Source organism: Joostella atrarenae (assembly GCF_021764745.1).
GTDB classification, from domain to species: domain Bacteria; phylum Bacteroidota; class Bacteroidia; order Flavobacteriales; family Flavobacteriaceae; genus Galbibacter; species Galbibacter atrarenae.
The window spans coordinates 99,145-121,716 of record NZ_JAETXX010000006.1 but is presented as its reverse complement, the minus strand read 5'-3'; the positions used below and the strand labels follow the sequence as shown (position 1 = coordinate 121,716).

Annotated in this window: 24 protein-coding genes and 1 riboswitch; of the genes, 11 read left to right on the top strand and 13 right to left on the bottom strand. The window is 32.8% G+C overall.

Annotated features, from left to right (window positions below; translation table 11 throughout):
- Nucleotides 1-98 precede the first annotated feature (98 nt).
- Genes JM658_RS10570 through nadC form a run of 3 tightly spaced genes read right to left on the bottom strand, consistent with a single transcriptional unit; the run spans nt 99 to nt 2,344 of the window.
- Nucleotides 99-533 carry a DUF2147 domain-containing protein gene (locus JM658_RS10570; protein ID WP_236959231.1) on the bottom strand — a complete coding sequence of 145 codons (435 nt, stop codon included), beginning with the start codon at nt 531-533 and terminating at the stop codon, nt 99-101.
- A gap of 10 nt (nt 534-543) precedes the next feature.
- The gene (locus tag JM658_RS10565) at nt 544-1,485 is read right to left on the bottom strand and encodes a YihY/virulence factor BrkB family protein (protein ID WP_236959230.1); all 942 of its coding nucleotides are present in this window, start codon (nt 1,483-1,485) and stop codon (nt 544-546) included.
- Nucleotide 1,486: 1 nt separating this feature from the next.
- On the bottom strand, nt 1,487-2,344 hold the full coding sequence (nadC, locus tag JM658_RS10560) for a carboxylating nicotinate-nucleotide diphosphorylase (protein WP_236959229.1): 858 nt from the start codon (nt 2,342-2,344) through the stop codon (nt 1,487-1,489).
- A gap of 119 nt (nt 2,345-2,463) precedes the next feature.
- Here nadC and rlmH point away from each other — a divergent pair, with 119 nt between their 5' ends.
- Nucleotides 2,464-2,937, top strand: coding sequence for a 23S rRNA (pseudouridine(1915)-N(3))-methyltransferase RlmH (gene rlmH, locus JM658_RS10555; RefSeq protein ID WP_236959228.1), 474 nt, complete (start codon nt 2,464-2,466; stop codon nt 2,935-2,937).
- 219 nt (nt 2,938-3,156) lie between these two features.
- Here rlmH and JM658_RS10550 read toward each other — a convergent pair whose 3' ends face one another.
- Entirely contained in the window at nt 3,157-4,233 is a 1,077-nt protein-coding gene (locus tag JM658_RS10550; protein ID WP_236959227.1) for a BamA/TamA family outer membrane protein, read from the bottom strand.
- Nucleotides 4,234-4,320: 87 nt separating this feature from the next.
- On the opposite strand from JM658_RS10550, the gene JM658_RS10545 reads away from it, so the two are divergent.
- The 4 genes from JM658_RS10545 (at nt 4,321) to JM658_RS10530 (ending at nt 8,468) form a co-directional block, all read left to right on the top strand.
- Nucleotides 4,321-4,890, top strand: coding sequence for a non-canonical purine NTP diphosphatase (locus JM658_RS10545; protein WP_236959226.1), 570 nt, complete (start codon nt 4,321-4,323; stop codon nt 4,888-4,890).
- 30 nt (nt 4,891-4,920) lie between these two features.
- Nucleotides 4,921-5,412, top strand: a complete 492-nt coding sequence (locus JM658_RS10540; RefSeq protein WP_236959225.1) for a GNAT family N-acetyltransferase — start codon at nt 4,921-4,923, stop codon at nt 5,410-5,412.
- 306 nt (nt 5,413-5,718) lie between these two features.
- Nucleotides 5,719-7,527 (top strand): DEAD/DEAH box helicase, encoded by a 1,809-nt coding sequence (locus JM658_RS10535; protein ID WP_236959224.1) that lies wholly within the window; start codon nt 5,719-5,721, stop codon nt 7,525-7,527.
- Between the two features lie 176 nt (nt 7,528-7,703).
- Nucleotides 7,704-8,468, top strand: a complete 765-nt coding sequence (locus JM658_RS10530) for a carboxypeptidase-like regulatory domain-containing protein (protein WP_236959223.1) — start codon at nt 7,704-7,706, stop codon at nt 8,466-8,468.
- 34 nt (nt 8,469-8,502) lie between these two features.
- Here JM658_RS10530 and JM658_RS10525 read toward each other — a convergent pair whose 3' ends face one another.
- From JM658_RS10525 to JM658_RS10515, 3 genes are all read right to left on the bottom strand, one after another.
- Nucleotides 8,503-9,000: a hypothetical protein gene (locus JM658_RS10525; RefSeq protein WP_236959222.1), complete on the bottom strand. Its 498-nt coding sequence runs from the start codon at nt 8,998-9,000 to the stop codon at nt 8,503-8,505.
- A 137-nt stretch (nt 9,001-9,137) separates the two neighbouring features.
- The gene (locus JM658_RS10520; RefSeq protein WP_236959221.1) at nt 9,138-9,668 is read right to left on the bottom strand and encodes an SRPBCC family protein; all 531 of its coding nucleotides are present in this window, start codon (nt 9,666-9,668) and stop codon (nt 9,138-9,140) included.
- Nucleotides 9,669-9,737: 69 nt separating this feature from the next.
- Complete coding sequence (locus tag JM658_RS10515) at nt 9,738-10,379, bottom strand: TrmH family RNA methyltransferase (protein ID WP_236959220.1); 642 nt, start codon at nt 10,377-10,379, stop codon at nt 9,738-9,740.
- 108 nt (nt 10,380-10,487) lie between these two features.
- On the opposite strand from JM658_RS10515, the gene JM658_RS10510 reads away from it, so the two are divergent.
- Nucleotides 10,488-11,177: an SIR2 family NAD-dependent protein deacylase gene (locus tag JM658_RS10510; RefSeq protein WP_236959219.1), complete on the top strand. Its 690-nt coding sequence runs from the start codon at nt 10,488-10,490 to the stop codon at nt 11,175-11,177.
- Here JM658_RS10510 and JM658_RS10505 read toward each other — a convergent pair.
- Nucleotides 11,146-11,613, bottom strand: coding sequence for a heme-binding domain-containing protein (locus JM658_RS10505; RefSeq protein ID WP_236959218.1), 468 nt, complete (start codon nt 11,611-11,613; stop codon nt 11,146-11,148). The genes JM658_RS10510 and JM658_RS10505 overlap by 32 nt on opposite strands.
- A 90-nt stretch (nt 11,614-11,703) precedes the next feature.
- Here JM658_RS10505 and JM658_RS10500 point away from each other — a divergent pair, with 90 nt between their 5' ends.
- Both JM658_RS10500 and purB read left to right on the top strand, forming a co-directional pair.
- On the top strand, nt 11,704-12,258 hold the full coding sequence (locus tag JM658_RS10500; protein WP_236959217.1) for a hypothetical protein: 555 nt from the start codon (nt 11,704-11,706) through the stop codon (nt 12,256-12,258).
- Between the two features lie 134 nt (nt 12,259-12,392).
- Complete coding sequence (gene purB, locus JM658_RS10495; RefSeq protein ID WP_236959216.1) at nt 12,393-13,736, top strand: adenylosuccinate lyase; 1,344 nt, start codon at nt 12,393-12,395, stop codon at nt 13,734-13,736.
- 79 nt (nt 13,737-13,815) lie between these two features.
- Here purB and JM658_RS10490 read toward each other — a convergent pair whose 3' ends face one another.
- The 4 genes from JM658_RS10490 to JM658_RS10475 all read right to left on the bottom strand — a co-directional run bounded on the left by JM658_RS10490 (nt 13,816) and on the right by JM658_RS10475 (nt 16,118).
- Nucleotides 13,816-14,361, bottom strand: coding sequence for a DUF4252 domain-containing protein (locus JM658_RS10490; RefSeq protein ID WP_236959215.1), 546 nt, complete (start codon nt 14,359-14,361; stop codon nt 13,816-13,818).
- Between the two features lie 90 nt (nt 14,362-14,451).
- On the bottom strand, nt 14,452-15,003 hold the full coding sequence (locus JM658_RS10485; RefSeq protein WP_236959214.1) for a DUF4252 domain-containing protein: 552 nt from the start codon (nt 15,001-15,003) through the stop codon (nt 14,452-14,454).
- A gap of 94 nt (nt 15,004-15,097) precedes the next feature.
- Nucleotides 15,098-15,622 carry a hypothetical protein gene (locus JM658_RS10480; protein ID WP_236959213.1) on the bottom strand — a complete coding sequence of 175 codons (525 nt, stop codon included), beginning with the start codon at nt 15,620-15,622 and terminating at the stop codon, nt 15,098-15,100.
- Entirely contained in the window at nt 15,606-16,118 is a 513-nt protein-coding gene (locus tag JM658_RS10475) for an RNA polymerase sigma factor (RefSeq protein ID WP_236959212.1), read from the bottom strand. Before JM658_RS10475 ends, JM658_RS10480 begins: the two co-directional genes overlap by 17 nt.
- Nucleotides 16,119-16,328: 210 nt before the next feature.
- Here JM658_RS10475 and JM658_RS10470 point away from each other — a divergent pair, with 210 nt between their 5' ends.
- A complete protein-coding gene (locus tag JM658_RS10470; RefSeq protein WP_236959211.1) occupies nt 16,329-17,813 on the top strand; it encodes a S41 family peptidase in 1,485 nt (494 codons plus the stop codon).
- Between the two features lie 99 nt (nt 17,814-17,912).
- On the opposite strand, the gene JM658_RS10465 is transcribed toward JM658_RS10470, so the two are convergent.
- On the bottom strand, nt 17,913-19,778 hold the full coding sequence (locus JM658_RS10465) for a TonB-dependent receptor plug domain-containing protein (RefSeq protein WP_236959210.1): 1,866 nt from the start codon (nt 19,776-19,778) through the stop codon (nt 17,913-17,915).
- 75 nt (nt 19,779-19,853) lie between these two features.
- A riboswitch (cobalamin riboswitch) is annotated at nt 19,854-20,101 on the bottom strand.
- 95 nt (nt 20,102-20,196) lie between these two features.
- On the opposite strand from JM658_RS10465, the gene JM658_RS10460 reads away from it, so the two are divergent.
- Entirely contained in the window at nt 20,197-21,360 is a 1,164-nt protein-coding gene (locus JM658_RS10460) for an ABC transporter substrate-binding protein (protein WP_236959209.1), read from the top strand.
- A complete protein-coding gene (locus tag JM658_RS10455; protein ID WP_236959208.1) occupies nt 21,357-22,388 on the top strand; it encodes a FecCD family ABC transporter permease in 1,032 nt (343 codons plus the stop codon). The genes JM658_RS10460 and JM658_RS10455 overlap by 4 nt, the downstream gene beginning before the upstream one ends.
- The last annotated feature ends 184 nt before the right edge of the window (nt 22,389-22,572 follow it).

Sequence of the window (22,572 nt, the reverse complement as noted above, 5' to 3'; positions counted from 1 at the left end):
ATATACAATTAGCGCTAAAAGAGCTTTAAAAAACTCCTTTAACGCTAAGATATTACTAATAGCCTCCATTTAAAAATATAGAAGCAACAAAGTATTTTTTAATGGATTCTAGTCCACTCTTGAGTTCTAAACAAAAAGGCAATATACCCTCTTACATTAAGCTGATTTTCATCATCCTCGTCAACCCAAATTTTACATTTATACTCTTTTCCTTTTTCAGGATCTAAGATTGTTCCTCCTTCATATTCATCACCATCTTTCTCTAATCCTTCAATAATAACCATTCCTAAAACTGGTTTATCTTTTTTATCTCCTTCACATTTATCACAAACTACATCTACGCGATCTTTGTTAAGAATCTCAATCACTTTTCCATAGACCTTTCCATTTTCTTCATAGACTTCTACAACAGACTTTTCTTTTCCTGTTTCGTCATCTATAGTTTTCCATAGCCCTAATACACTTTGTGAGTATGCTGACATTCCAGCAAAAAATAAAAATGAAATAGCAAGTACGATTTTTTTATTCATCATAATTTTAAGTTTAAAAGTTACGTTTAAGACTCCTCAATGATGCATTAAGCTCAAAGCCTAAAAGCAAGATATTGGAGTTAATCCAAATATAAAGCATTAAAATAAGTAACGCTCCAATTGACCCATAAATTTCGTTATACTGTGAAAAATTTTCAATGTAGATTCCAAATAAATAAGTTGTTACTACAATGAGAATAGTCGTTAACAGCGCTCCTGGTGAGAAAAACTTTGTTTCTCTCCCTTCTAAAGTACCAAAATAATACAATATTGCAGTGGTTAAATAAGTGATGATTACAAAAAATAAAAATCGACCTACCTGCACTCCTATAATATCTCCTCTTTCAATATCCATGCCATTAGTTTTGGCAGCCAATTCGCTCAGGTATTGCACAATATAAATTTCATAAAAAATAAAACCGATTACTGTAGCTAAAAACAAGAATGCCATTAATAAAGCTACTCCTACCGCTACAAAATATTGTTTTATAACATTTCTTGTAATCACTTCATGGTACGAAGTCTCAAACCCTCCAAAAATAGCATTGATTCCATTTGCCATTAAAAAAATCGACAATATAAATACAGAAGACAGTAAACTACCTCTACGTTTACTTACAATATCTTCAATAATAGAATCAAAAAAATTAGCCGTTTGCGGTGGCAATAAACTCTCTATAAAATGAATAAAATCCTGCTGAAAACCTTCTATAGGAACATACGGGATTAAATTTAAAATAAATAGTAGGAAAGGAAATAGCGCCATAAAGAAACTAAAAGATATTGCACTCGCTCTATAAGTTAGCGCTCCTTTTACAATCCCTACAAAATACATTTCCGCGAGATCATAAACAGAAAGCCCTTCAAAACCTGGAAGTTTTACATTTTTAAGTAATTTAACAAGGTAATTTACTACAGGTATTTTAGCTAGCTTTTCCTCAATCTCTACAGACATATTATACTGCTTTTAAACTCAAATCCATATTATAAATGGAATGTGTTAGCGCACCAGAAGATATATAATCTACACCACATTCTGCATATAAACGAAGGGTTTTTTCATTAATTCCTCCTGATGATTCTGTAAGACATTTATCTCCAATTAAAGCCACTGCTTTACGTGTATCTTCATAATTAAAGTTATCCAAAAGGATTCTAAAAACCCCTCCTGCAGCCAAAATAACCTCTACTTCTTTAAGGTTTCTAGCTTCTACAATTATCTTAAGATTCTTTTGATTATCTTTTAAATACTGCTTGGTTTTCGAAATAGCTTCCGTTACACCTCCAGCAAAATCTATATGATTATCTTTTAACATAATCATATCATATAATGCAAACCTATGATTCTCTCCGCCTCCAATTTTTACTGCCCATTTTTCAATCGCACGGATTCCTGGTGTAGTTTTTCGAGTATCCAAAATTTTTGTTCCTGTACCTTCCAACAACTTCACATAACTCTGCGTTTTGGTAGCAATAGCACTCATTCTTTGCATGGCGTTAAGCACTAAGCGTTCTGCCTTTAAAATAGATTGCGAACTTCCTTCAACATAAAAAACAATGTCACCCTCTTTTACATGAGCTCCGTCATTAATAAGCGTTTCTATTTTTAAATTAGGATCTACATAATGAAAAACTCGCTTTGCTAATTCTACACCAGCAATAATGCCTTTATCTTTTACTAATAGTTTAGCCTTCCCATTTGCTTCAGAAGGAATACATGCCAGCGAACTATGGTCTCCATCTCCAACATCTTCACGGATGGCATTTATTATGATGAGCTCTAGCTCTTTTTGAAATTGTTCTTCAGAAATCATTCCGTAATGTTTTGCGCTAATTTATTAAAATCCTCTATAGCTACGAGTTCGAACTCATTAATTTTAAGCAATTCTATTGCAAACTCCGAATATTTTATAAGATTTCATAATTTTGCAGCATGAATATCAAACTTATTGCTGTAGGAAAAACAGATGGGAAGGAATTAAACTCCCTTATTAGTCAATACATAAAACGATTAGGTTTTTATGTTAATTTTGATTTTGAAATTATTCCAGACATAAAAAACGCAAAAAACCTTTCTGAAGCGCAACAAAAGGAAAAAGAAGGAGAATTGATATTAAAAAAACTCAATCCTACGGATATTCTCATTCTTTTAGATGAAAATGGAAAAAATTTCTCTTCGGAAGTATTTTCTGAGTATTTACAGAAACATATGAATAGCGGAGTAAAACAGCTGGTTTTTGTTATTGGAGGACCTTATGGATTCTCTGATGCTGTCTACCAAAAAGCACAAGGAAAAATATCACTTTCAAAAATGACATTCTCCCATCAGATGATACGCTTGTTTTTTATCGAACAACTCTACCGCGGATTCACCATCTTAAGAAACGAACCTTATCATCATAGATAGGCTTTAAGCTTTAAGCTTTAGGCTTTAGGCTTTAGGCTTTAGGCTTTAGGCTTTAGGCTTTAGGCTTTAGGCTTTAGGCTTTAGGCTTTAGGCTTTAGGCTTTAGGCTTTAGGCTTTAGGCTTTAGGCTTTAGGCTTTAGGCGAAAAAAATAAAAAACTGAAGGCAAACAAACTTTTGTCTCAAAACTGCTTATTGATATAATTCTGCGTTGTGAATTTCTAGAAAGCTTCTCCTATTCTAAAATATACACCCCAATCGTCTTTACCTACAGCAGCATCTAATCCTATATTAAACTTCACCTTTTTAAAAGCTTGATATCTATATCCAGCTCCAACTCCAGGATACATTTTCCAGTTGTTATCCTCAACATCTGATCCATATAAAGTTGCTAGCCCTGCAAAACCTACAAGTCCCATTTTTTTTCCAAAATTATAACGATACTCTCCCTGCACTGCCATTAATCCGTCTCCACGAAACTCGCCCTGAGAATATCCTCTAATATCTTTATTTCCTATAGTTACCTGTTGCTCAAAAGCAATATCTCCAATTCCCAATTTACCCGAAAATCTAGCTGCAATTAAATCCTTACCATTTTTCATAGGGAAGTATTTATTATACTCTACTAGCACTTTATTAGCGTCTTGATCGTTCCCAAACCACTGCGGGAAGGAGATATATCTTACCTGTGCTTTCTCTCCATGCATAGGATAATAATATTGGTCTCGGGTATCATAAAGTACATTTAACTCCAAAGCATTAGTTTGCACCGCTGATGGTTCTTCTACGTCATCTTCATAAGTTGTATCATAATCAGCAAAAGTATAAGTTAACCCACCAAACAAATGCTTAATTATTCGTCTTTGTACTCCAACACTTACTACTGTAGTATTTGTAGCGTACTCGTAAAAACCAGGAAACTCTGTATCATCATCATAAAACTGAGACACATGATCTCCAGTTAAAGCAAATAGTTTTCCTCTCCAACGATCTTCAGCAAAGAAAAAACGATTAAAAAATGCTACAAAATACGATCCATTTGTAGTATATACCGCAGAAAGTCCAGAAGTCGATTTCTGAGAAATTGCATCATTTTTATTTATTCGATACATCGCCATAGGAATGACCCCAATCATAAACTCTAAATTTCTATTATAGCTTATATAAGGCATTAGCGTTAGTTCCACTCGCTTATCTTTCTTAACCTTTGCAGTCTGTAAAGAATCATTCTCTATCTTTTGCCCAAAAACAAAATTCCCAGCCATTATAAGGACTGCAATAATCACAAGCTTTCGCATCTATAATATTTTTTAAAATTAGCGGGGGAATATTTAACTAATATACAATCAAAAAATTACTTTTGAAAAAAGAAAACTTTATTACTTATGAAATTAGTTTTTGCAACACACAACTTAAATAAATTAAAAGAGGTAAAATCAATTTTACCTCCAGACATAGAATTATTAAGTTTAGATGATATTGGCTGTACCGAAGAGATTGAAGAATATGGAAAGACAATTGAAGAGAACGCCACTATTAAGGCCAATTATGTGTTTGATAATTACAATTTAAATTGTTTTGCAGACGATACTGGACTTGAAGTAGAGTCTTTAGATGGAGCGCCTGGCGTCTACTCTGCCCGTTATGCCGGAGAACAGAAAGATGCAACCGATAACATGAACAAGCTACTAAAAGAGCTCGAAGATAAAGAAGACCGTTCCGCAAGATTTAAAACAGTAATTGCCCTTCGCACAGATCGTGAAAAAATAATTTTTAACGGTATTATTAATGGCGTTATTACTACTTCAAAAAAAGGGAATAATGGCTTTGGTTATGATCCTATTTTTCAACCTGAAGGCTATAAAAACACTTTTGCTGAGTTAATTTCAGAAGAAAAAAATAAAGTAAGTCATCGTGCAAAAGCTATAAAACAACTCATAGATTACCTTAGTTAATATAAAACTTTGTAATAAAATTATATAAAAATGGAACTTTCCTACAAAGACATCCAAGAAGAAGAGCTTCCTTTAGTTAAAGAAATTTACGATTGGTACATTGCTAATTCTACAGCCACTTTCCACACACAGCCTATAACTTTAGACGAATTAAAGGAGTTACTTTATTTTAATCATCATCTGTACCACTCTTTCTTAATATATGCAGATAATGAATTGGCTGGATATTGTTTTACTACACACTTTAAAAAACGCCAAGCTTATGACCGTACTGCGGAGGTAACAATTTACCTTAAAAATGGATTTGAAGGAAAAGGTGTTGGTAAAAAGGTTTTATATTTCCTCGAAGAAAAAGCAAAAACAAATGGCATTAAAAATTTACTAGGAATAATTACCGGAGAAAACACGGCTAGTATTGCTTTATTTAGAAAATGTGGCTATTTTGAATGTGCCAATTTTAGAAATGTAGGTGAGAAGTTTGGAAAAATTCTAGATGTTGTCACCTATCAAAAAGAAATATAAATAAGCTTAAATTAATAAGAATAAAAGGGGGTTTACATCAAATTCTTTTAGTTAACTAACAATGCATCAACCAAAAGCAACTCCAATTCTTTCAATATTAAGGTTCAAAAAGCATAAAAAATTACACTATTCTACTTTTGATTAGACCAAAAAAGGGTGTGAAAAAATATCCATATAACGTTTGAAAAAGGGACAAGGACTTAAAAACCTCATTATCAATAATAAGGAATAATAATAATTAAGTCCATAAATAGTAGATTCTCAATAAATAAGCCTACCTTTGCGCCCTTATTTTTAAATAGATATATGAACAAATTTGAACAATTAGGACTGAACGAACAGCTACTTAAAGCCATCACAGATATGGGCTTTGAAACTCCTTCTGAAGTACAGGAGAAAGCTATTCCGGTCCTACTAGCCAACGATACCGACATGGTTGCATTGGCACAGACAGGTACTGGGAAAACAGCTGCATTCGGGTTTCCTATGATTCAGAAAATTGATGTGAACAGTAAAACCACTCAAGGGCTTATTTTATCGCCTACGCGTGAACTTTGTTTACAGATTGCTAATGAATTAAAACTATACTCAAAATATTTACCATCTCTTAACGTGGTAGCTATTTATGGTGGTGCAAGCATCACCGACCAAGCGAGACAGGTGAAAAGAGGAGCACAAATTGTTGTTGCTACACCTGGAAGAATGAAAGATATGATTAGCCGTAATATGGTAGACATCTCTAAAATTGAGTACTGTGTACTTGATGAGGCTGATGAAATGCTTAATATGGGATTCTATGAGGATATCAATGAGATTCTTTCACATGCGCCAAAGGAGAAAAGTACATGGCTTTTTTCGGCTACTATGCCAAGAGAAGTTGCTACAATAGCTAAAAAGTTTATGAAAAGCCCACAAGAAGTTACTGTGGGTGCTAAAAATGCCGCTACTTCTAATGTACAACATGAATATTATGTTGTAGGAGGTAGAGATCGTTATTTAGCTTTAAAAAGATTAGCTGATACCAATCCAGATATATTTTCTGTTATTTTCTGTAGAACTAAACGTGATACACAAAAGGTTGCAGAGAAACTAATTGAAGATGGATACAGCGCAGGTGCATTACACGGAGATTTGAGTCAGAATCAACGTGATATGGTAATGAAATCTTTCAGAAGCAAACAAATACAAATGCTTGTTGCAACAGATGTTGCTGCTCGTGGTATTGATGTTGATGATATTACTCACGTAATAAATTACCAACTTCCAGACGAAATAGAAACCTATACGCACCGTAGTGGTAGAACAGGTAGAGCTGGGAAATCGGGAATCTCTATGGTAATTATTACCAAAAGTGAATCTCGTAAGATAAGCGCAATCGAGCGTATTATCCAACAGAAATTCGAATTGAAAAAAGTACCTAGTGCTGAAGAGATTTGTGAAATTCAACTTTATCACCTAGCTAGCAAAATTAAAAACACGGAAGTTAATAAGGAAGTAGAACACTATTTACCTGCTATTAATGATGTTTTTGAAGGTATCGAAAGAGAGGAACTTATTAAGAAAATGGTTTCTGTTGAATTTGGACGCTTTGCTGATTACTACAAAAAAGCAGTCGATATTAATGTTTCTGGAAACTCAAGAGAAAGTGACGGAAGAGATAGATCTCATTCTGGAGACGGAAAAGTACGTTACTTTATAAATGTAGGTTCTCGTGATGGTTACGATTGGATGACTTTAAAGGATTTCCTTAAAGAACAACTTCAATTGGGTCAGGATGATGTATTTAAAGTTGATGTAAAAGAAAGTTTTTCTTTCTTTAATACAGATGCAAATCATACAGATGCAATATTAGCATTCTTCAACGATTTTAAATTAGATGGACGCTTTGTAAATGTAGAAGTATCTAAAAATTCTAGAGAGAATTCTCGTGGTAGATCTGGCGGAGGACGCGGAAGATCTGGCGGCGGAGGCGGTGACAGAAGAAGAAGTCGTAGAAGCGATAGCAATTCTTCTGGAAGCGGTTTTGGAGAAAAACGTTACGGAAAAAAAGGCGGTAAAGGAAATAGTTCTGGCGGAAGTAACGGCGGAAACAGAAGGTCTAAAAAAAGATTTTAGTTAATAATAAATTAAAAAATGCGCCATATGGCGCATTTTTTTCTTTTGTTTATTACTTTTAGCACCGATTAATAACTATCTAACAAACTGTTGGTCTACTGTGATCCCTACTATATATGTATATAAACCAATCACATTCTTTAGACATCAGCTTACTTTTTAGTATGTTTGAAGTAATGAAAAAAATATTAATTATAATTGCCCTATTTACTACTACTCTAGTCTTTTCGCAAAATAGCGGAGAAGAACTTAAAGGTATTGTGGTAAATACTAGTGATGATACTCCCATTAATAATGTGCATGTATTAAACCTTAATCAAGTAATTGGAACTATTACTGATGAAGCTGGTGACTTTACCATTCCTGCGCGTGTAAATGATACATTATACCTATCTTATATTGGTTTTAAAGCTATAAAAGTTCGTGTAACTAATGATATGCTTAAATTCCAAAATACTAAAATTGGATTAACAGAGTTGGCATTTGCCTTAGAAGAAGTAGTTGTAAGACCTTTTCAACTAACAGGATATTTAGATATTGACGCAAAGAACATTCCCATCAATCAATCTGCTAGATATAGCATCTCTGGTTTAAATATAGGTTATGAAGGTGGAAGTGGAAATCCTGGTGCCTTTTCTAAAGTATTAGGTTCTATTTTTAATCCCGCAGATTTTCTCCATAACCTCTTCGGAAAGAAGCCCCAACAGATGAAAAAGCTTCGTAAAATGCAAGAAGATGATAAAATTCGGAATCTTTTGTCTTCAAAATTTGATAGAGAAACGCTTATGGCACTCCTTCAAGTAGACAAACAAGAAATTAAAGAAATCCTTATCAATTGTAATTATTCTGATAGTTTTATAGAAACAGCAAACGATCTACAAATTCTTGATGCTATTAGTAATTGCTACGAAGAATATAAAGTACTAAATAGACGTAACTAGTTTGTTATCTGCTTTGCTTTTTAAAATTAGTCTTCTAAAACCCTATTAATACTTTCATATTTAATCTAGCCTTAGGAGCAGATATATTATATTGAGTGTCATTAAGTGAACCTACACCTAAATCGAATTTCATTGTATTAACTTCACCACGAAATCCCATATTATAGCCACTTTGTGCAAATAATGGATTCATATAAATATCGGTAATTTCAGATCTAGCATTATAAAATGGAGCGTCTACATATTGACCATTAACGTACATGGCTATCCACCTATTTAAAGAATATTCTGCTTCTACTCCAACATAATTTTGAAGTATTGGCAGCCCTCCTAAACTGGATCCATCATAAAGCCCTTGCTCTACAATTCCTGCATTTAATGTAACCTTATAATTACCACTCCTCATGGACAAGGCATTATTGTAATACTTATAATACCCCACTCCAATATATTCCTGTTTTATATTTTTTTGCTGAAATATAAAATTTGGAGACATCTGTTCCTCTTGACCATTCATAGATAAGAATGACATCAAAAACATTAAATATAAAAGTTTGAAAATCGTTCTCATTATCCTATACACAAATTATTATATTCTATAAATTAAGACTTCTACACACACAGAATAACCCGTAACTACTTGGTATTATGAATAATCACAAACCTATATTAACTTTCCAAGACCTCTTTTAGATCTTGCAATCCTTGAGCAAAGTCATCTCCAATAGCCTTATCCATATTATAAAAAATCATAAAAATATTTTTAGGAAATTTATAATCGCCATAAAAGCCCCAAACTACCGTTGTAACTTCTGGCAATACCTTTTCTACTTTTATAAAAGCTTTGGAGTTAGATTTAAAAGGCTTTATAAATCGTAATTCTGTTTGTATGTAATCGTTCGGAACTATTTCTAACAACTCTTGTGTCCCCTCGCCCACATCACTATTCCCCTTCCAAGAACAAATTGCACCAACGGTTCCGTCAATACCTTTATAGCTTTTTATCATTTTAGGATCTTTCTTTGTCCACGGAGACCAATCATCTTGATTTTTTAAATACTTTATATAGGTAAAAACTTCTGGAAGGGGTTTTCTTATCTGGATATTCCTACTCACATTATAAGATTTCGGTGCTATTAACCCTAAAAAAGTTACCAAAAGTATAACACCGCCAAGTATGTACATAATTGTAAAAATCATATTTACAAATTTTATCATTCATAAACCTAACAAAAAGATAGTGATAATTTCTAACGCATAGTAAATAAGTTAGTATCTTTTTAACACATCTTCGATACTTTTTATTGATTTTTTAGTCCAATCAATACGCTTTTCTAAAATTTCTTCTTCTGATAATTTCCATGGAATTTCTGAAGATCGCAATTTAGAGGTGAGTTGTTGAAGAATAATTGCAGCCGAAACAGAGATATTCAAACTCTCTGTAAAACCGTACATCGGGATTTTTAAAAAACCATCTGCCTGTTCCATTATTTCATCGGTTAGTCCACTTTTTTCTGTTCCGAAGAAAAAAGCTGATTTCTTATTTATATCAAAACCCTCCAATACCGAGGCATCTTCATGTGGTGTTGTCGCAATAATTTGATAACCTTTTTCCCGTAGAGTATTCACGCAGCTAGAAGCACTTTTATATTTAGAAACATCTACCCATTTCTGGGAACCCATAGCTATATTCTTATCCAATCGTTCTCCATATTCCTTTTCTATAATATGTACATGCTGAACACCAAAGACATCGCAACTTCTAATAACCGCACTTGTGTTATGCAATTGATATACATCTTCAATCGCTACGGTAAAATGATTGGTACGTTGTGCCAATACTTCTAGAAATCGTTGTTTTCGTTCTTCAGTAATAAAACCCTCTAAATATTCTAATAAATCTAATGACATTCACTTTGTTTATAGGTAGTAAATTTAAAAAATCTTTCATTATCAGCTTTCAACCTTTCTTAGCTTGGTGGTTTGCATAGAAAACAATAACTTCAACTAAAAAATAAAATGAAGAAGAGTATTGTTGTTCTTACCGGAGCTGGAGTTAGTGCAGAAAGCGGACTTAAAACATTTAGAGATGCAGATGGACTTTGGGAAGGACATGATGTAATGAAAGTTGCTTCTATACAAGGTTGGAGAAATAATATGGAACTCGTTCTCGATTTTTATAACCAGCGAAGAAGACAACTCTTGGAAGCGAAACCTAATGAAGCTCATTTTGCTTTAGCTAAATTAGAAAAAGATTATAACGTAACTATTATAACCCAAAATGTAGACGACCTCCATGAAAGAGCGGGAAGTAAAAATGTGATTCACTTACATGGAGAGCTCCTAAAAGCTCGAAGTTCGTTTGATGAAGATCTAGTTTTCGATTGGACTAAGGATATCAACATAGGTGATTTTTGCGAACACAACCATCAAATAAGACCACACATTGTATGGTTTGGTGAAGCTGTTCCGCTAATAGATGCTGCTATTGAAGAGGTTAGCAAAGCAGATATTATTATGATTGTTGGAACTTCTATGCAAGTTTATCCAGCTGCAGGCCTATTAAATTATAAGAAATCTAAAATTCCTGTTTATTTTATAGATCCGAAGCCCACCATGTCTAATAAAGTTATGACAGGACTTGAAATAATTGCTGAAAAAGCAACCGTTGGTGTTCCTATTGCGGTTTCTCTTTTGTCTCGTACTTAAGACGAAGCATATTTGCCCAATCGGCTACAGCTTTACTTTCTGCTTCTGTTAAGTTAGCGTCTTTATGCAACCATTTATAGGAGTCTAAAGGCATCCAACCTTCTGTAACAGCTTCCGCTACTTCTTCAAGCTTATGCGCCTTTTTCTTAGGAGCGTATAAATCCCATTGAGAGAAATCTAAATGCTTCTTTCCATCATTAATATGACCTGCCAACCAATAAGAAACTGGTTCTATTCCTGCATACCAAGGGTAATTTGTACTGTTAGAATGACAATCGTAACACGTATTTACCAATACTGCTTCAACAGGTTCTGGAACTGATTCTACTAATAATAAGTCTGTAGGCGGCGTAGTATCAGATTTGTTTTCCGCAGGAGGAAAAAATTGCATTACAATTAATATTATAATTAACAGGGTTAGAATTTTTTTAATCATTTTCTATTTTTTTGAAAAAACAATACTTCCAAATAAGAAATAAAGTAGGTATGTTAGTATCTTTATAGAGCTAAATTTAATGAATAAATATTGAATCCGACTTTAGAACATCAACTTTCTTATGTAAACGGCTATAGAGAAAACCGTATAAAGGTTGCTAATATGGTCCTTCAAAACAAAGCAATTTTTCCTGAATTATTGGATTTATGCTTTGCCGAAAATAAAGAGCTTTCTCATAAAGCATGTTGGGTAACTGAATTTGTTTGTAAAAGTGAATTGGATATACTTTTTCCTCAACTTGAATATTTTATAAAGAACTTATCTACGCTAACCAACGATTCTTCTATTAGACCTATGGCGAAAATTTGTGAGCTTTTATGCGAATCATACTTTCAGAAGAAAAATAAAGAAACTATTTCTCATTTAACAAATCCGATCTTAGAGCATCTTACAGAAACTAACTTCGATTGGCTCATTTCTGATGCAAAAGTAGCAACCAAAGCATACGCTATGAGAAATTTATATTTTCTAGGAAAAAAATACGATTGGATTTATCCAGAGTTGAAACCTATTCTTTTAAAAGATATGCCCAACCATTCTTCAGCATATAAAGCGCGAGCTAGGCACATTCTAAATAAAATATAATGTCAAAAAGCGCTAGATTTCATCAAGTTTTTAAATCTTTAACTTATTAACGCTCTTAACTTAATAAGTTTTACCTAAAATAGTTGACCCTTTTAATGGAGAAGGTTAAATTTGCTCTTTCTTAAAATATCGACATGCAACTAACACCATTAAACGCTGTTTCTCCAATAGATGGAAGATACCGTAGTAAAACAGAAAAATTAGCTGACTTCTTTTCTGAAGAAGCACTTATAAAATATAGAGTTCGTATTGAAATTGAATATTTCATTGCACTATGTGAAATCCCGCTTCCGCAGCTTAAAGATTTCAATAAAGATCTATATAGCGATTTAAGAGCAATTTATAGTGATTTTACAACTATTGATGCTCAAGCGATAAAAGATATCGAAAAGGTAACCAATCATGATGTAAAAGCTGTTGAGTATTTCATAAAAGAGAAATTTGACGCTTTAGAAATTCAAGAATATAAAGAGTTTATTCACTTTGGATTAACTTCTCAAGACATTAATAATACTGCTATTCCTCTTTCTTTAAAAGAAGCTTTAGAGCAAGTATATTTACCTGTTTATGAAGAAATAATTTCTATTTTAAGTCGTTTGGCAGAAGATTGGAAAGATGTTTCTATGTTGGCACGTACACACGGACAGCCAGCTTCTCCAACAAGATTAGGAAAAGAGATTGAAGTGTTTATTGTTCGTTTGAATGAACAGTTCAACGGATTAAAAAATATTCCTATCGCTTCTAAATTTGGAGGTGCTACAGGAAATTATAATGCTCATAAAGTTGCTTACCCAACTATCGATTGGAAAACTTTTGGAACTGAATTTGTAGAAGAATGTTTGCAATTAAGACACTCTTTTCCAACTACACAGATTGAGCATTACGACCATATGGCTTCTTTATTTGATGCGCTAAAACGTATCAATACTATTATTATCGATTTTAATAGAGATATGTGGACGTATATTTCTATGGATTACTTTAAGCAACAAATTAAAGCTGGAGAAGTAGGTTCTTCTGCTATGCCACATAAAGTAAACCCTATAGATTTTGAAAATTCAGAAGGAAACTTAGGAATTGCAAATGCTATTTTTGAGCACCTTTCGGCTAAACTTCCTGTATCTCGCTTACAAAGAGATTTAACAGATAGTACCGTTCTAAGAAATATAGGAGTTCCTTTTGGACATACGCTTATCGCTTTTCAATCTACTATCAAGGGATTGAATAAATTACTACTTAACGCTCCTAAATTTGAAGCTGATTTAGAAAGTAATTGGGCGGTTGTTGCAGAAGCCATTCAAACCATATTAAGACGTGAAGCTTATCCTAATCCTTATGAAGCTTTAAAAGGTCTAACACGTACAAATGCAGTAATAAACAAGGAGTCTATTGCTTCTTTTATAGAAACTCTTGATGTTTCTGATGCTATAAAAGCAGAATTAAAAGCAATTACACCTGCTAATTATACTGGAATATAATCTTTAATAGGATTTAGAAAAAAATAACCCCAAAAACCTTTAAAAGGTTTTTGGGGTTATTTTTTTAAAAAGCTTTTCGTTAATTAAAAATACCTTCTAATTGCGACTCTAAAGCACCAGAATCTACAGCTCCTTTTTGTACCGCTTCCACTAGAGACATCATATTTTCTGGCTTCATTTTATTTCCTAGCACTCGTACAAGTGCAAATCCATTTTCATCATCACTTCCAAAAAGAATAACTTCATCTATAGCTTCGTCATCTCCAAGGTATTTTACTGTTCCTTTGTATTTTCCACTATTTATCACCATCAACTCTTCATACTTATCATCTTTTAAGATTGTCTGTACCGTAGTTTTCTCCTCTTCATAAGCTGCTTTATTTTCAGTATTAACTTTAAAAGCCAACACATTTAGCTTCTTAACAGACTCATAAGCTTCTTTTTGCTTTTCAGTTAAAGAACTACTTGCAACACCTAATAAACTTGTTGGAAGGTCTATGGAGATAAAATTAGGGTTCTCTGCTTTATCTACATAATATTCTTGTAAACTCGGAGTTCCGTCTCCACATGACGCTGCTAGAATTGTAACAGCAAGGAGAAAAAATATACTTTTAAGATTTTTCATTTTCTATTAATTATTGATTGATGTTTTTAGTTAATATTTTATACCTCCAATAGCGAACAAACTATAGCGATATTGGAGGTTATAAAAGTCTTATTGCTGACTTCCAGCTTTTCCTAATTGGTCTCCCCCAGGAAGATCCATTTTACTGGTAAGCTTAGAAATCTGACGTAAATCTATATTTCCAGTAAGAGAAAGTAAAACTGTTTCTGGCTTTTTACCATTAAATTCTAACTCTTCATAGTTAAGATCCGTAACAAACATTAAAAGCTCCTGTACGTGGTTTTCATCTTTACCTTCCTTTACATAAAACTTAACATTAGACTCACCATCACGAACACGCATCAATTCTTCAAAAGAAGACTTTTTTAAATGATTTGTAACCCAACCATCAATATCTTTTGTTACTGTAGCACTTTCTGTTGTGATTACCTTGAAGCTTGTAACGTTGTTTACAAGTTCAAATATGGCATCCGCTTCTGGATCGTCGGTACTGATATTAATTTTACTTAACATCTGAAACATTTTTGGCTGTAATGCTACAAATGTTACATCGTTGCTCTCCGAATATTTATCAAAAATTGATTGTGCTTGAGATATAAACGGCGCTACCGTTAATGCTATAATTAAAATTATCTTTTTCATATTTTCTTATTATTTCTTTAAGTCCTTTTTAGCGTAATTATTTGTTTCTAACTATTAAAAAACCTTGTATCAGTTAATAGTCTTTTTTAATTTATTAGTTATTAATAAAACGATTTGTATTTCTTTCAAACTCTTTTAAATAGGATGCTCCTTGTGTTCCCTTCTGAAAATTATCTGTTAATAAGGCAAATGCCAATTGTGCAGATTGAATTTCTTCTTTGGTATACTCTTCTTCTAAAGCAATTTCAGGAGATGGAGTATCTATAGGTCTATTTAAGTAAACACCAAAAATGATGGCAGCAACGGCAGCGACAGATATCCATTTTAAATAATTTCTATTTTTTCTAGGTTTTAATGGTATGTCTTGCGTGCTCTTCTCTTCTTTGGCTACAGAAAAATACTCAAACATAGGTTTATATTCCTCTAAATGTGGCGCCACATCTGTTTGAGAGAAATACTCCTTTAGTTTGTTTTCTTCAGCAACAGTTGCAGTTGCCTCAAAATACTTTTCCAGTAGTTTTTCAATCTCACTAAGTGAGAATTCTTTTTTAGCTGTTTGAGGATTAATATTCCTCACATGCTTATCATTAGAATTGTTATTATTATTTGCTGATGCCATAACTGTGCTTTTTTAGTAATTGTTCTCTAACTGCTTTCCTTGCTCTCGATAAAGTAACTCGAATTGCAGTAGGATTCATTCCTAACATTTCTTCTATTTCATTGTATTCATATTGCTCTACATCTCTTAATTGTAATACCATACGCTGCTGCTCAGGGAGGGTATTCATTATTTTTTGCATCCAACTTAGGCTGTCATCAACCTCTATTTTCTTTTGCAAAGATGTATTATTGTCCTCATAATTGGTATGAACCAATTTTAAATTTCCTGCTTGCTTCGATTTTAAACGATCTAAACAAAAATTCTTTGTCATCGTCATAGCAAACGCCTCTACATTATTATAATTGTTAATCTTCTTTTTATTAGACCATAATTTTAATAATACTTCTTGCGTAGCGTCTTCAGCCTCCTCCGTAGAAACCAATAACCGCTTTGCCAGCCGAAACAGTTTATCCTTAAAAGGCATTACAGTATGTAAAAACTCCGTTTGTTGCATTTTGTTGGTTAATTAGATCGCTTAAAACTGCTTTCTACTTTCTAGACGAACAAGAATAGATTTTGTTACAATAATTTTATAATTAAAATAAATGTAAGTAATATTACGCTGATAACGCAAATCATAAACTGGCATTAATTTTGATATTTTTTAGTCTTTAATACGACTCATATAAATATGAAGCTAATTTATCCTTTTAAAAACAAACCTATGAGACACCTATTTAAATTAAAATGGGCTTTAATTTTTACATTAATATTTACCTACAGTTGCTCCGATCAAGATGACAATCCTGTACAACCACAACCACCTGTAAGTAGCGATCTTGAAATTCAAGATTTTATATGGAAAAGCATGAATAGTTGGTATTTATGGCAACCTGAAGTAGAAAATCTTTCTGATTCTAAAGACGATAATAATGAACAGTATAATGCTTTCTTAAGTAATTATGGAACCCCAGAAGGTATCTTTTCTGATGTATTATCTGCTAAAGATCGTTTTAGTTACATTGAGAGCGATTATGATAATTTATTCAACTCATTCTCGGGAGTGGCTACAACCAACGGAGTTGAGTTTGTTGTTACAAGACCTCCAGAAGGAGGAAATAAAGTACTTGGTGTAGTTACTTATGTTATAAATGGAAGTGATGCTAGTAATAAAAATGTTAAAAGGGGCGACCTTTTTAACGCTATTGATGGTACTGAATTATATGCTATTACTGATAGTAATGGCTCTATAATTGAAAGTAATTTTAGCCTTTTCAATCAAGAAAGTTATACCATGAATTTTGCTACTATTGAAAACGACTTAGTTGTTTCTAATAATGTAAACATTGAACTTAATAAAAGTGAACTTACTGAGAATCCTATTCATATCCACAAAACACTGGATGTTAACAACGCTAAAATAGGATATTTGATGTATAACAGGTTTGTTGGTGATTTCGATGAAGAATTAAATAATGTATTCAGTGAATTTAAAGCTGACGGTGTTACAGACTTAGTTGTAGATTTAAGATACAATCCTGGTGGTTCAGTAGCATCTTCTACAAGGTTAGCAAGTCTCATTACTGGACAGTTTACTGGAGAGCTATTTTCTAAAGCCACTTGGAATCCTAAATGGAGTGATTTTGATGAAGACAATAATTTCGTAGACAATATTGATGGCACAGCACTAAATAGCTTAAATCTATCAAGAGTATATATAATTGCTACAGACGCAAGTGCTTCTGCAAGTGAATTACTTATTAATGGTTTGGATCCATGGATAGGAGTAACCCATATTGGGGATAAAACAGTTGGTAAAAATGAATTTTCTATAACACTTATAGATAACCCTAATACAAGTAGTCCATACGCATATACTGGAAGCGCTTCATTAGCAGGTGTAAACCCAAATCATAAGTATGCTTTGCAGCCTTTAGTTGGAACCAATGAAAATTCTGCTGGATTTTCTGAGTTTACAGATGGATTAGATCCAGATATTGAAAAATTAGAAGTGTTAGGAGATTTAGGAGTTTTAGGAGATCCTAATGAACCTCTTCTTGCTGTTGTCATTGAGCAAATTACTGGAGTTTCAAACAAGTCTTTAAATCTAAGAACTTCTGATAAATTAAATATTAATACGATTAAAAGTTCTAACGACTTTATGCCATATAGAAACATTTCAAATTATGATTTTTACAGAATGAAATAATAAAGTCACTACATAAAACATAAAAAGTCTCAGAATATCTGAGACTTTTTTGTTTAAACATAGCAAAAACTCGGGATGCCCCTCAACACCCCGGAGGCTCTACAAACCTAACCTAAATCCTACTCGTATGTTTCTCCCTCTAGTAGTGTATCCTAAAAGTTCTTCATATTCTTCATTAAAAATATTATCAAGATTAAGGAAAACTGTAAACTTGTTTGATAACTGGTGATTCACATTAAAATTCAATAGAGAAAAAGCATCCAATTCAACATTCTGAGATGTAAAATCTGGATTGTACTGAATATCTAAACGCTTTCCTGTAAATTGATATTGAAGTCCAAAATTAGTTTTCTTCAATAACTCGTATTGAATACCTGCATTTACCTTATGTTTAGGGATTCGTAATGCAACCTTATCTCTATTTTCTGTAAATGTATAGTTAGCATCAATAATAAGAGATTCTATTGGTGTTACCGTAGCTTCTACCTCTACCCCATTCACCGTAAAGTCATCATCAGAATTTTCATATCCAATATCAGTATAACTAATAAAATTTTCTTCATATCGATTGAAATAAACCCCGCTAATTCTAAATTTTTCGTTGTTATACTCCATTCCTCCTTCTAAAGTTCTATCTTCTTCAGGCTCTAAATCTGGATTTGCACCATAAGCTCCAAAAAGCTGAGAAAGTGTTGGCGCTATATAAGATGTGCTGTAAGATCCCAAGAATTTTAAGTAATCATCATTAAACTTTAATGTATATGATGGATTAAAATTATAAGTAAAATTAGTACCATATTCACTATGGTTATTCATTCTCCCTCCAACATTCATGTTTAATCCAAAATCGGAAACCCAAACAACATTTGCATAAGGATCGGAAGTAGAAAAATCGGTATCAGCACCCAAAGTTGCTTCGCTTTTCATATAATTAAAACCGATTATAGTATAGAATATATCACTAAAATTATATTTATTAAATAAATCTACTACAGTGCTATTGGCTTCATAAGAATTTGGAAAAGAAGAATAAATATCTCTATCAATAGTATTGTAAGATGCATTTAAAGTTACGCTACCATTGTTATAGGTATATTCTGGAGTTATAGCAACTCTAAATTGCTCGCTTTCCGAATAGTCATCGCTATCTTGTTGAGGCGAAGAACTATCAAAATCTGCTTTAAATTTATCATAGTATCCTAATACTTTAAATGAAAAACGATCTGAGAATTTATAGCCTAAATTAATATTAGAATTAATTCTGTTAAACGGGTCTTTTTCCTCACCGATTACTGCGGAAAGTCCGTTTGTATATTGATTTCCAAATCCTGCTAAATATGTAAAATTCCCTAAAGTTCCATTAACAGAAGCTCTATTAGAAAAGTCGGATAAATTGTAATCGTTTTCTTCTGATGATTGATTAGAACCTATGCTACTCTCAAAATTAGCTCCTATTTTATTCGCTCCTGCGCTTTTGGTGGTTATATTTATTACGGCTGTAGCAGCACGGTTTCCATATAAAGTACTCGCTGCACCTTTTACAATTTCTATAGATTCAATTTGATTAAGGTCTAATAATCTCAAATCAAAATCCATAGCTATTTGAGATGGATCACTTACTTGAATTCCATCTATCAATACTAATACTTGTCGGTTGTTTCCCCCACGAACGAAATAAGATAAGTTCTGACCAGCATTACTTCTACTCCCATTAATTTCTATCCCACTCTTGGTATTTATTACTTCGGCCACAGAACGCCCTTGGTTACGTTGTAATTCTTCTTGGGAGATTTTAATTACTGTTTTACCTGAGTTCTCACGCTTTAATGAAAATCGTGAATCAGATACTACTACTTCTTCCAACTGCTGGATATCTTCATCCTGTTGGAGGTTACTTTTTTCTTGTGCAGTCGCAAGTGTGCATATAAATCCTGCTGCACAAAGAGAAAAAATTCTTTTGTTCATTCTAAAAGTTTTATAAAAGGGAAAAAAGTATGAGTTTACCCATACGCAAACCTTTATCCCGAAAGTTTGACATAAATAAATTTTGAATCTTGGCAGGTCTCCTGGCTTGCTTTTATGTTATTCTACCTTCCCATCTTAGCAAAATTGCCTTAACAGTGGTTTTCGAAGAAAATAACACACTTTATAAAAGATACGCTACTAATAATAAACTTATTGTAACGATAAAGCTTACAGTTGCGGGAACAGCCACGGATTTTAACCGTATTCCCTTTTAATTTAAATCTATTGAAAACAGATTTAAAACCATAAATTCGCCACAAAATTAAACATTTTAAATAAGCTTACCATTAAAAGAGATATTAATCTTAATTTTATTGCTGAAATATTATTGACTACCATACTAAAGAACTCCTTATAAATGAAAAATCTATTATTTCTAACAATTCTCCTGTTCCTATCTTGTAAAGAAACACCCAAAGAAAACACTCAAACAACTCCATCCCATAAAGTAATAGAACAGAATGTTACTAGCACTCCCATTAGTTACGCAAAGGGTTTTAGCATAACAAAGCAAGATAAAATTACAATTATCAAAGTAAATGCACCTTGGCCAAGTGCAAATAAAACCTTTACATATGCTTTAGTTCCTGAAAAGGATTTGAAAACTATTAGCCTTGATGATTCTCTTTACGATGCTATTATTAAAACACCCGTAAAACGAATGATTGCAACTTCAACTACGCATATTCCTTCTATTGAAGCATTGGGAATTGAAAATACTCTGATTGGTTTTCCTGGAACAGATTATATCTCTTCTAAGCCAATAAGAGAAAAAATTGAAGCTGGAAAAGTAAAAGAGCTGGGGTTAAATGAATCTATAAATACTGAGGTATTAATAAATTTAGAGCCAGATTTAGTAATGGGTTTTACTGTTGAAGGCGAAAATAAAACTTATCAAAATATCGTAAATTCTGGTACTCCTGTTGTTTACAATGGAGACTGGATAGAAGCTACTCCCCTTGGAAAGGCAGAGTGGATTAAATTTTTTGGAGCTTTTTTTAATAAAGAAAAACTTGCCGATAGTATTTTTAATAACATCGCTAAATCTTATAATGAAGCAAAAGCATTAGCGGCAAATACTGATAACAAGCCTACTGTTTTTAGCGGCTCTATGTTTAAAGATATTTGGTACGCTCCTGCTGGAGAAAGTTGGGTTGCTCATTTTTTAAATGATGCAAATGCTAATTATATATGGAAAGATACCTTTGGAAATGGGAGCTTATCTTTAAACTTCGAAAGTGTGCTTGAAAAATCAAAATCAGCGGTTTTCTGGATTGGTCCTGGGCAATTTACAAGCTATAGTCAGCTGCAAGATAATAACGTACATTATACTCAATTTGATGCTTATGCCAATAAAAAAATATATACTTATAGCTTAACTACAGGCGCAACAGGTGGTATTCTTTATTATGAATTGGCTCCAAACAGACCAGATATCGTTTTAAAAGATATAATTCATATTTTGCACCCTGAAGTATTACCAGATTACGAACCTGTATTTTTTAAGCCATTGCAACCTTGAATTCAATAAAAACATATCGATTTCAGTTTATTATACTCGCAGTCTTATTGATAATATTCTTTCTTATAAATATAAGTTTAGGATCTGTTAATATTCCAATCAAAGAGATTATAAATTCTCTTATTGGAAATGAAATCGAGAAACAATCATGGCAATATATAATTCTAAACTACCGACTCCCAAAAGCATTTACAGCAATTTTGGTAGGTAGCGGACTCTCCGTTAGCGGTTTACTAATGCAGACACTTTTTAGAAATCCTTTGGCAGGACCCTTTGTGCTAGGAATAAGCTCTGGAGCTAGCCTTGGGGTTGCAATTCTTATTATGGGTTCTTCCCTATTTGCTAGTATTTTTAGTTCGTTTTTTTTAAGCGGAATTTCTATTACAATTGCTGCAACCATGGGTAGTTTTTTAGTGCTACTTTCCATTTTTGTAGTCGCAAATAAAGTAAAAGACACCATGGCATTACTTATCATTGGACTCATGTTTGGGAGTATCACTACAGCCGTTGTAAGTGTGCTTTCCTATTTTACAAGCAAAGAAAAACTACAACAATATATTTTTTGGTCGTTTGGAAGTCTAGGAAACCTTAGTTGGAGTCAACTGCTGCTGCTATTCATACTTTTCATTATAGGAATCTTAATTACAATAACCGTACTCAAACCACTTAATGCTTTTCTATTAGGAGAAAATTATGCTCAAAGTATGGGAGTTCAACTAAAAAAATCTAGATATCTTATCATTATAGCAACAAGCATTCTCGCAGGAAGTATAACAGCCTTTGCTGGACCAATTGCTTTTATTGGCCTAGCAGTTCCACATTTAACAAGACAATTATTCAATACACAAAATCATCATATCCTGTTACCTGCAACTATTTTATTCGGAGCTATTTTAATGCTGATATGCGATACTATTGCGCAATTGCCAACAAGTGAATATTCACTTCCAATTAATGCAATCACTTCTATTATTGGAGCTCCCGTAGTGATATGGCTATTGGTTAGGAAACGTAAAATGGTGTTTTAAACTTCAATTAGTGATTAATATTTCTACTCACAAAAACACTACACACTCATTTAAGGCGATTAAATACAAAATATAAATGTTTTTTATTAATATAATATAGAATATTTTATCAATCCGATTAATATGACTATAATTGTGGTTAATATTAACCCTATAATCTTATTAAATGAAAAATTATTTTATC

What these genes read in the sequence shown, in the direction of transcription:
- JM658_RS10480 (WP_236959213.1), bottom strand. Translation starts at nt 15,622, where the DNA reads ATGGCATCAGCAAATAATAATAACAATTCTAATGATAAGCATGTGAGG.
- JM658_RS10460 (WP_236959209.1), top strand. Translation starts at nt 20,197, where the DNA reads ATGAAAAATCTATTATTTCTAACAATTCTCCTGTTCCTATCTTGTAAA.
- JM658_RS10570 (WP_236959231.1), bottom strand. Translation starts at nt 533, where the DNA reads ATGATGAATAAAAAAATCGTACTTGCTATTTCATTTTTATTTTTTGCT.
- JM658_RS10490 (WP_236959215.1), bottom strand. Translation starts at nt 14,361, where the DNA reads ATGAAAAATCTTAAAAGTATATTTTTTCTCCTTGCTGTTACAATTCTA.
- JM658_RS10470 (WP_236959211.1), top strand. Translation starts at nt 16,329, where the DNA reads ATGAGACACCTATTTAAATTAAAATGGGCTTTAATTTTTACATTAATA.
- rlmH (WP_236959228.1), top strand. Translation starts at nt 2,464, where the DNA reads ATGAATATCAAACTTATTGCTGTAGGAAAAACAGATGGGAAGGAATTA.
- JM658_RS10545 (WP_236959226.1), top strand. Translation starts at nt 4,321, where the DNA reads ATGAAATTAGTTTTTGCAACACACAACTTAAATAAATTAAAAGAGGTA.
- JM658_RS10535 (WP_236959224.1), top strand. Translation starts at nt 5,719, where the DNA reads ATGAACAAATTTGAACAATTAGGACTGAACGAACAGCTACTTAAAGCC.
- JM658_RS10465 (WP_236959210.1), bottom strand. Translation starts at nt 19,778, where the DNA reads ATGAACAAAAGAATTTTTTCTCTTTGTGCAGCAGGATTTATATGCACA.
- JM658_RS10520 (WP_236959221.1), bottom strand. Translation starts at nt 9,668, where the DNA reads ATGATTTTTACAATTATGTACATACTTGGCGGTGTTATACTTTTGGTA.
- JM658_RS10505 (WP_236959218.1), bottom strand. Translation starts at nt 11,613, where the DNA reads ATGATTAAAAAAATTCTAACCCTGTTAATTATAATATTAATTGTAATG.
- JM658_RS10485 (WP_236959214.1), bottom strand. Translation starts at nt 15,003, where the DNA reads ATGAAAAAGATAATTTTAATTATAGCATTAACGGTAGCGCCGTTTATA.
- JM658_RS10525 (WP_236959222.1), bottom strand. Translation starts at nt 9,000, where the DNA reads ATGTCATTCTTATCTATGAATGGTCAAGAGGAACAGATGTCTCCAAAT.
- purB (WP_236959216.1), top strand. Translation starts at nt 12,393, where the DNA reads ATGCAACTAACACCATTAAACGCTGTTTCTCCAATAGATGGAAGATAC.
- JM658_RS10515 (WP_236959220.1), bottom strand. Translation starts at nt 10,379, where the DNA reads ATGTCATTAGATTTATTAGAATATTTAGAGGGTTTTATTACTGAAGAA.
- nadC (WP_236959229.1), bottom strand. Translation starts at nt 2,344, where the DNA reads ATGATTTCTGAAGAACAATTTCAAAAAGAGCTAGAGCTCATCATAATA.
- JM658_RS10530 (WP_236959223.1), top strand. Translation starts at nt 7,704, where the DNA reads ATGAAAAAAATATTAATTATAATTGCCCTATTTACTACTACTCTAGTC.
- JM658_RS10475 (WP_236959212.1), bottom strand. Translation starts at nt 16,118, where the DNA reads ATGCAACAAACGGAGTTTTTACATACTGTAATGCCTTTTAAGGATAAA.
- JM658_RS10540 (WP_236959225.1), top strand. Translation starts at nt 4,921, where the DNA reads ATGGAACTTTCCTACAAAGACATCCAAGAAGAAGAGCTTCCTTTAGTT.
- JM658_RS10565 (WP_236959230.1), bottom strand. Translation starts at nt 1,485, where the DNA reads ATGTCTGTAGAGATTGAGGAAAAGCTAGCTAAAATACCTGTAGTAAAT.
- JM658_RS10550 (WP_236959227.1), bottom strand. Translation starts at nt 4,233, where the DNA reads ATGCGAAAGCTTGTGATTATTGCAGTCCTTATAATGGCTGGGAATTTT.
- JM658_RS10510 (WP_236959219.1), top strand. Translation starts at nt 10,488, where the DNA reads ATGAAGAAGAGTATTGTTGTTCTTACCGGAGCTGGAGTTAGTGCAGAA.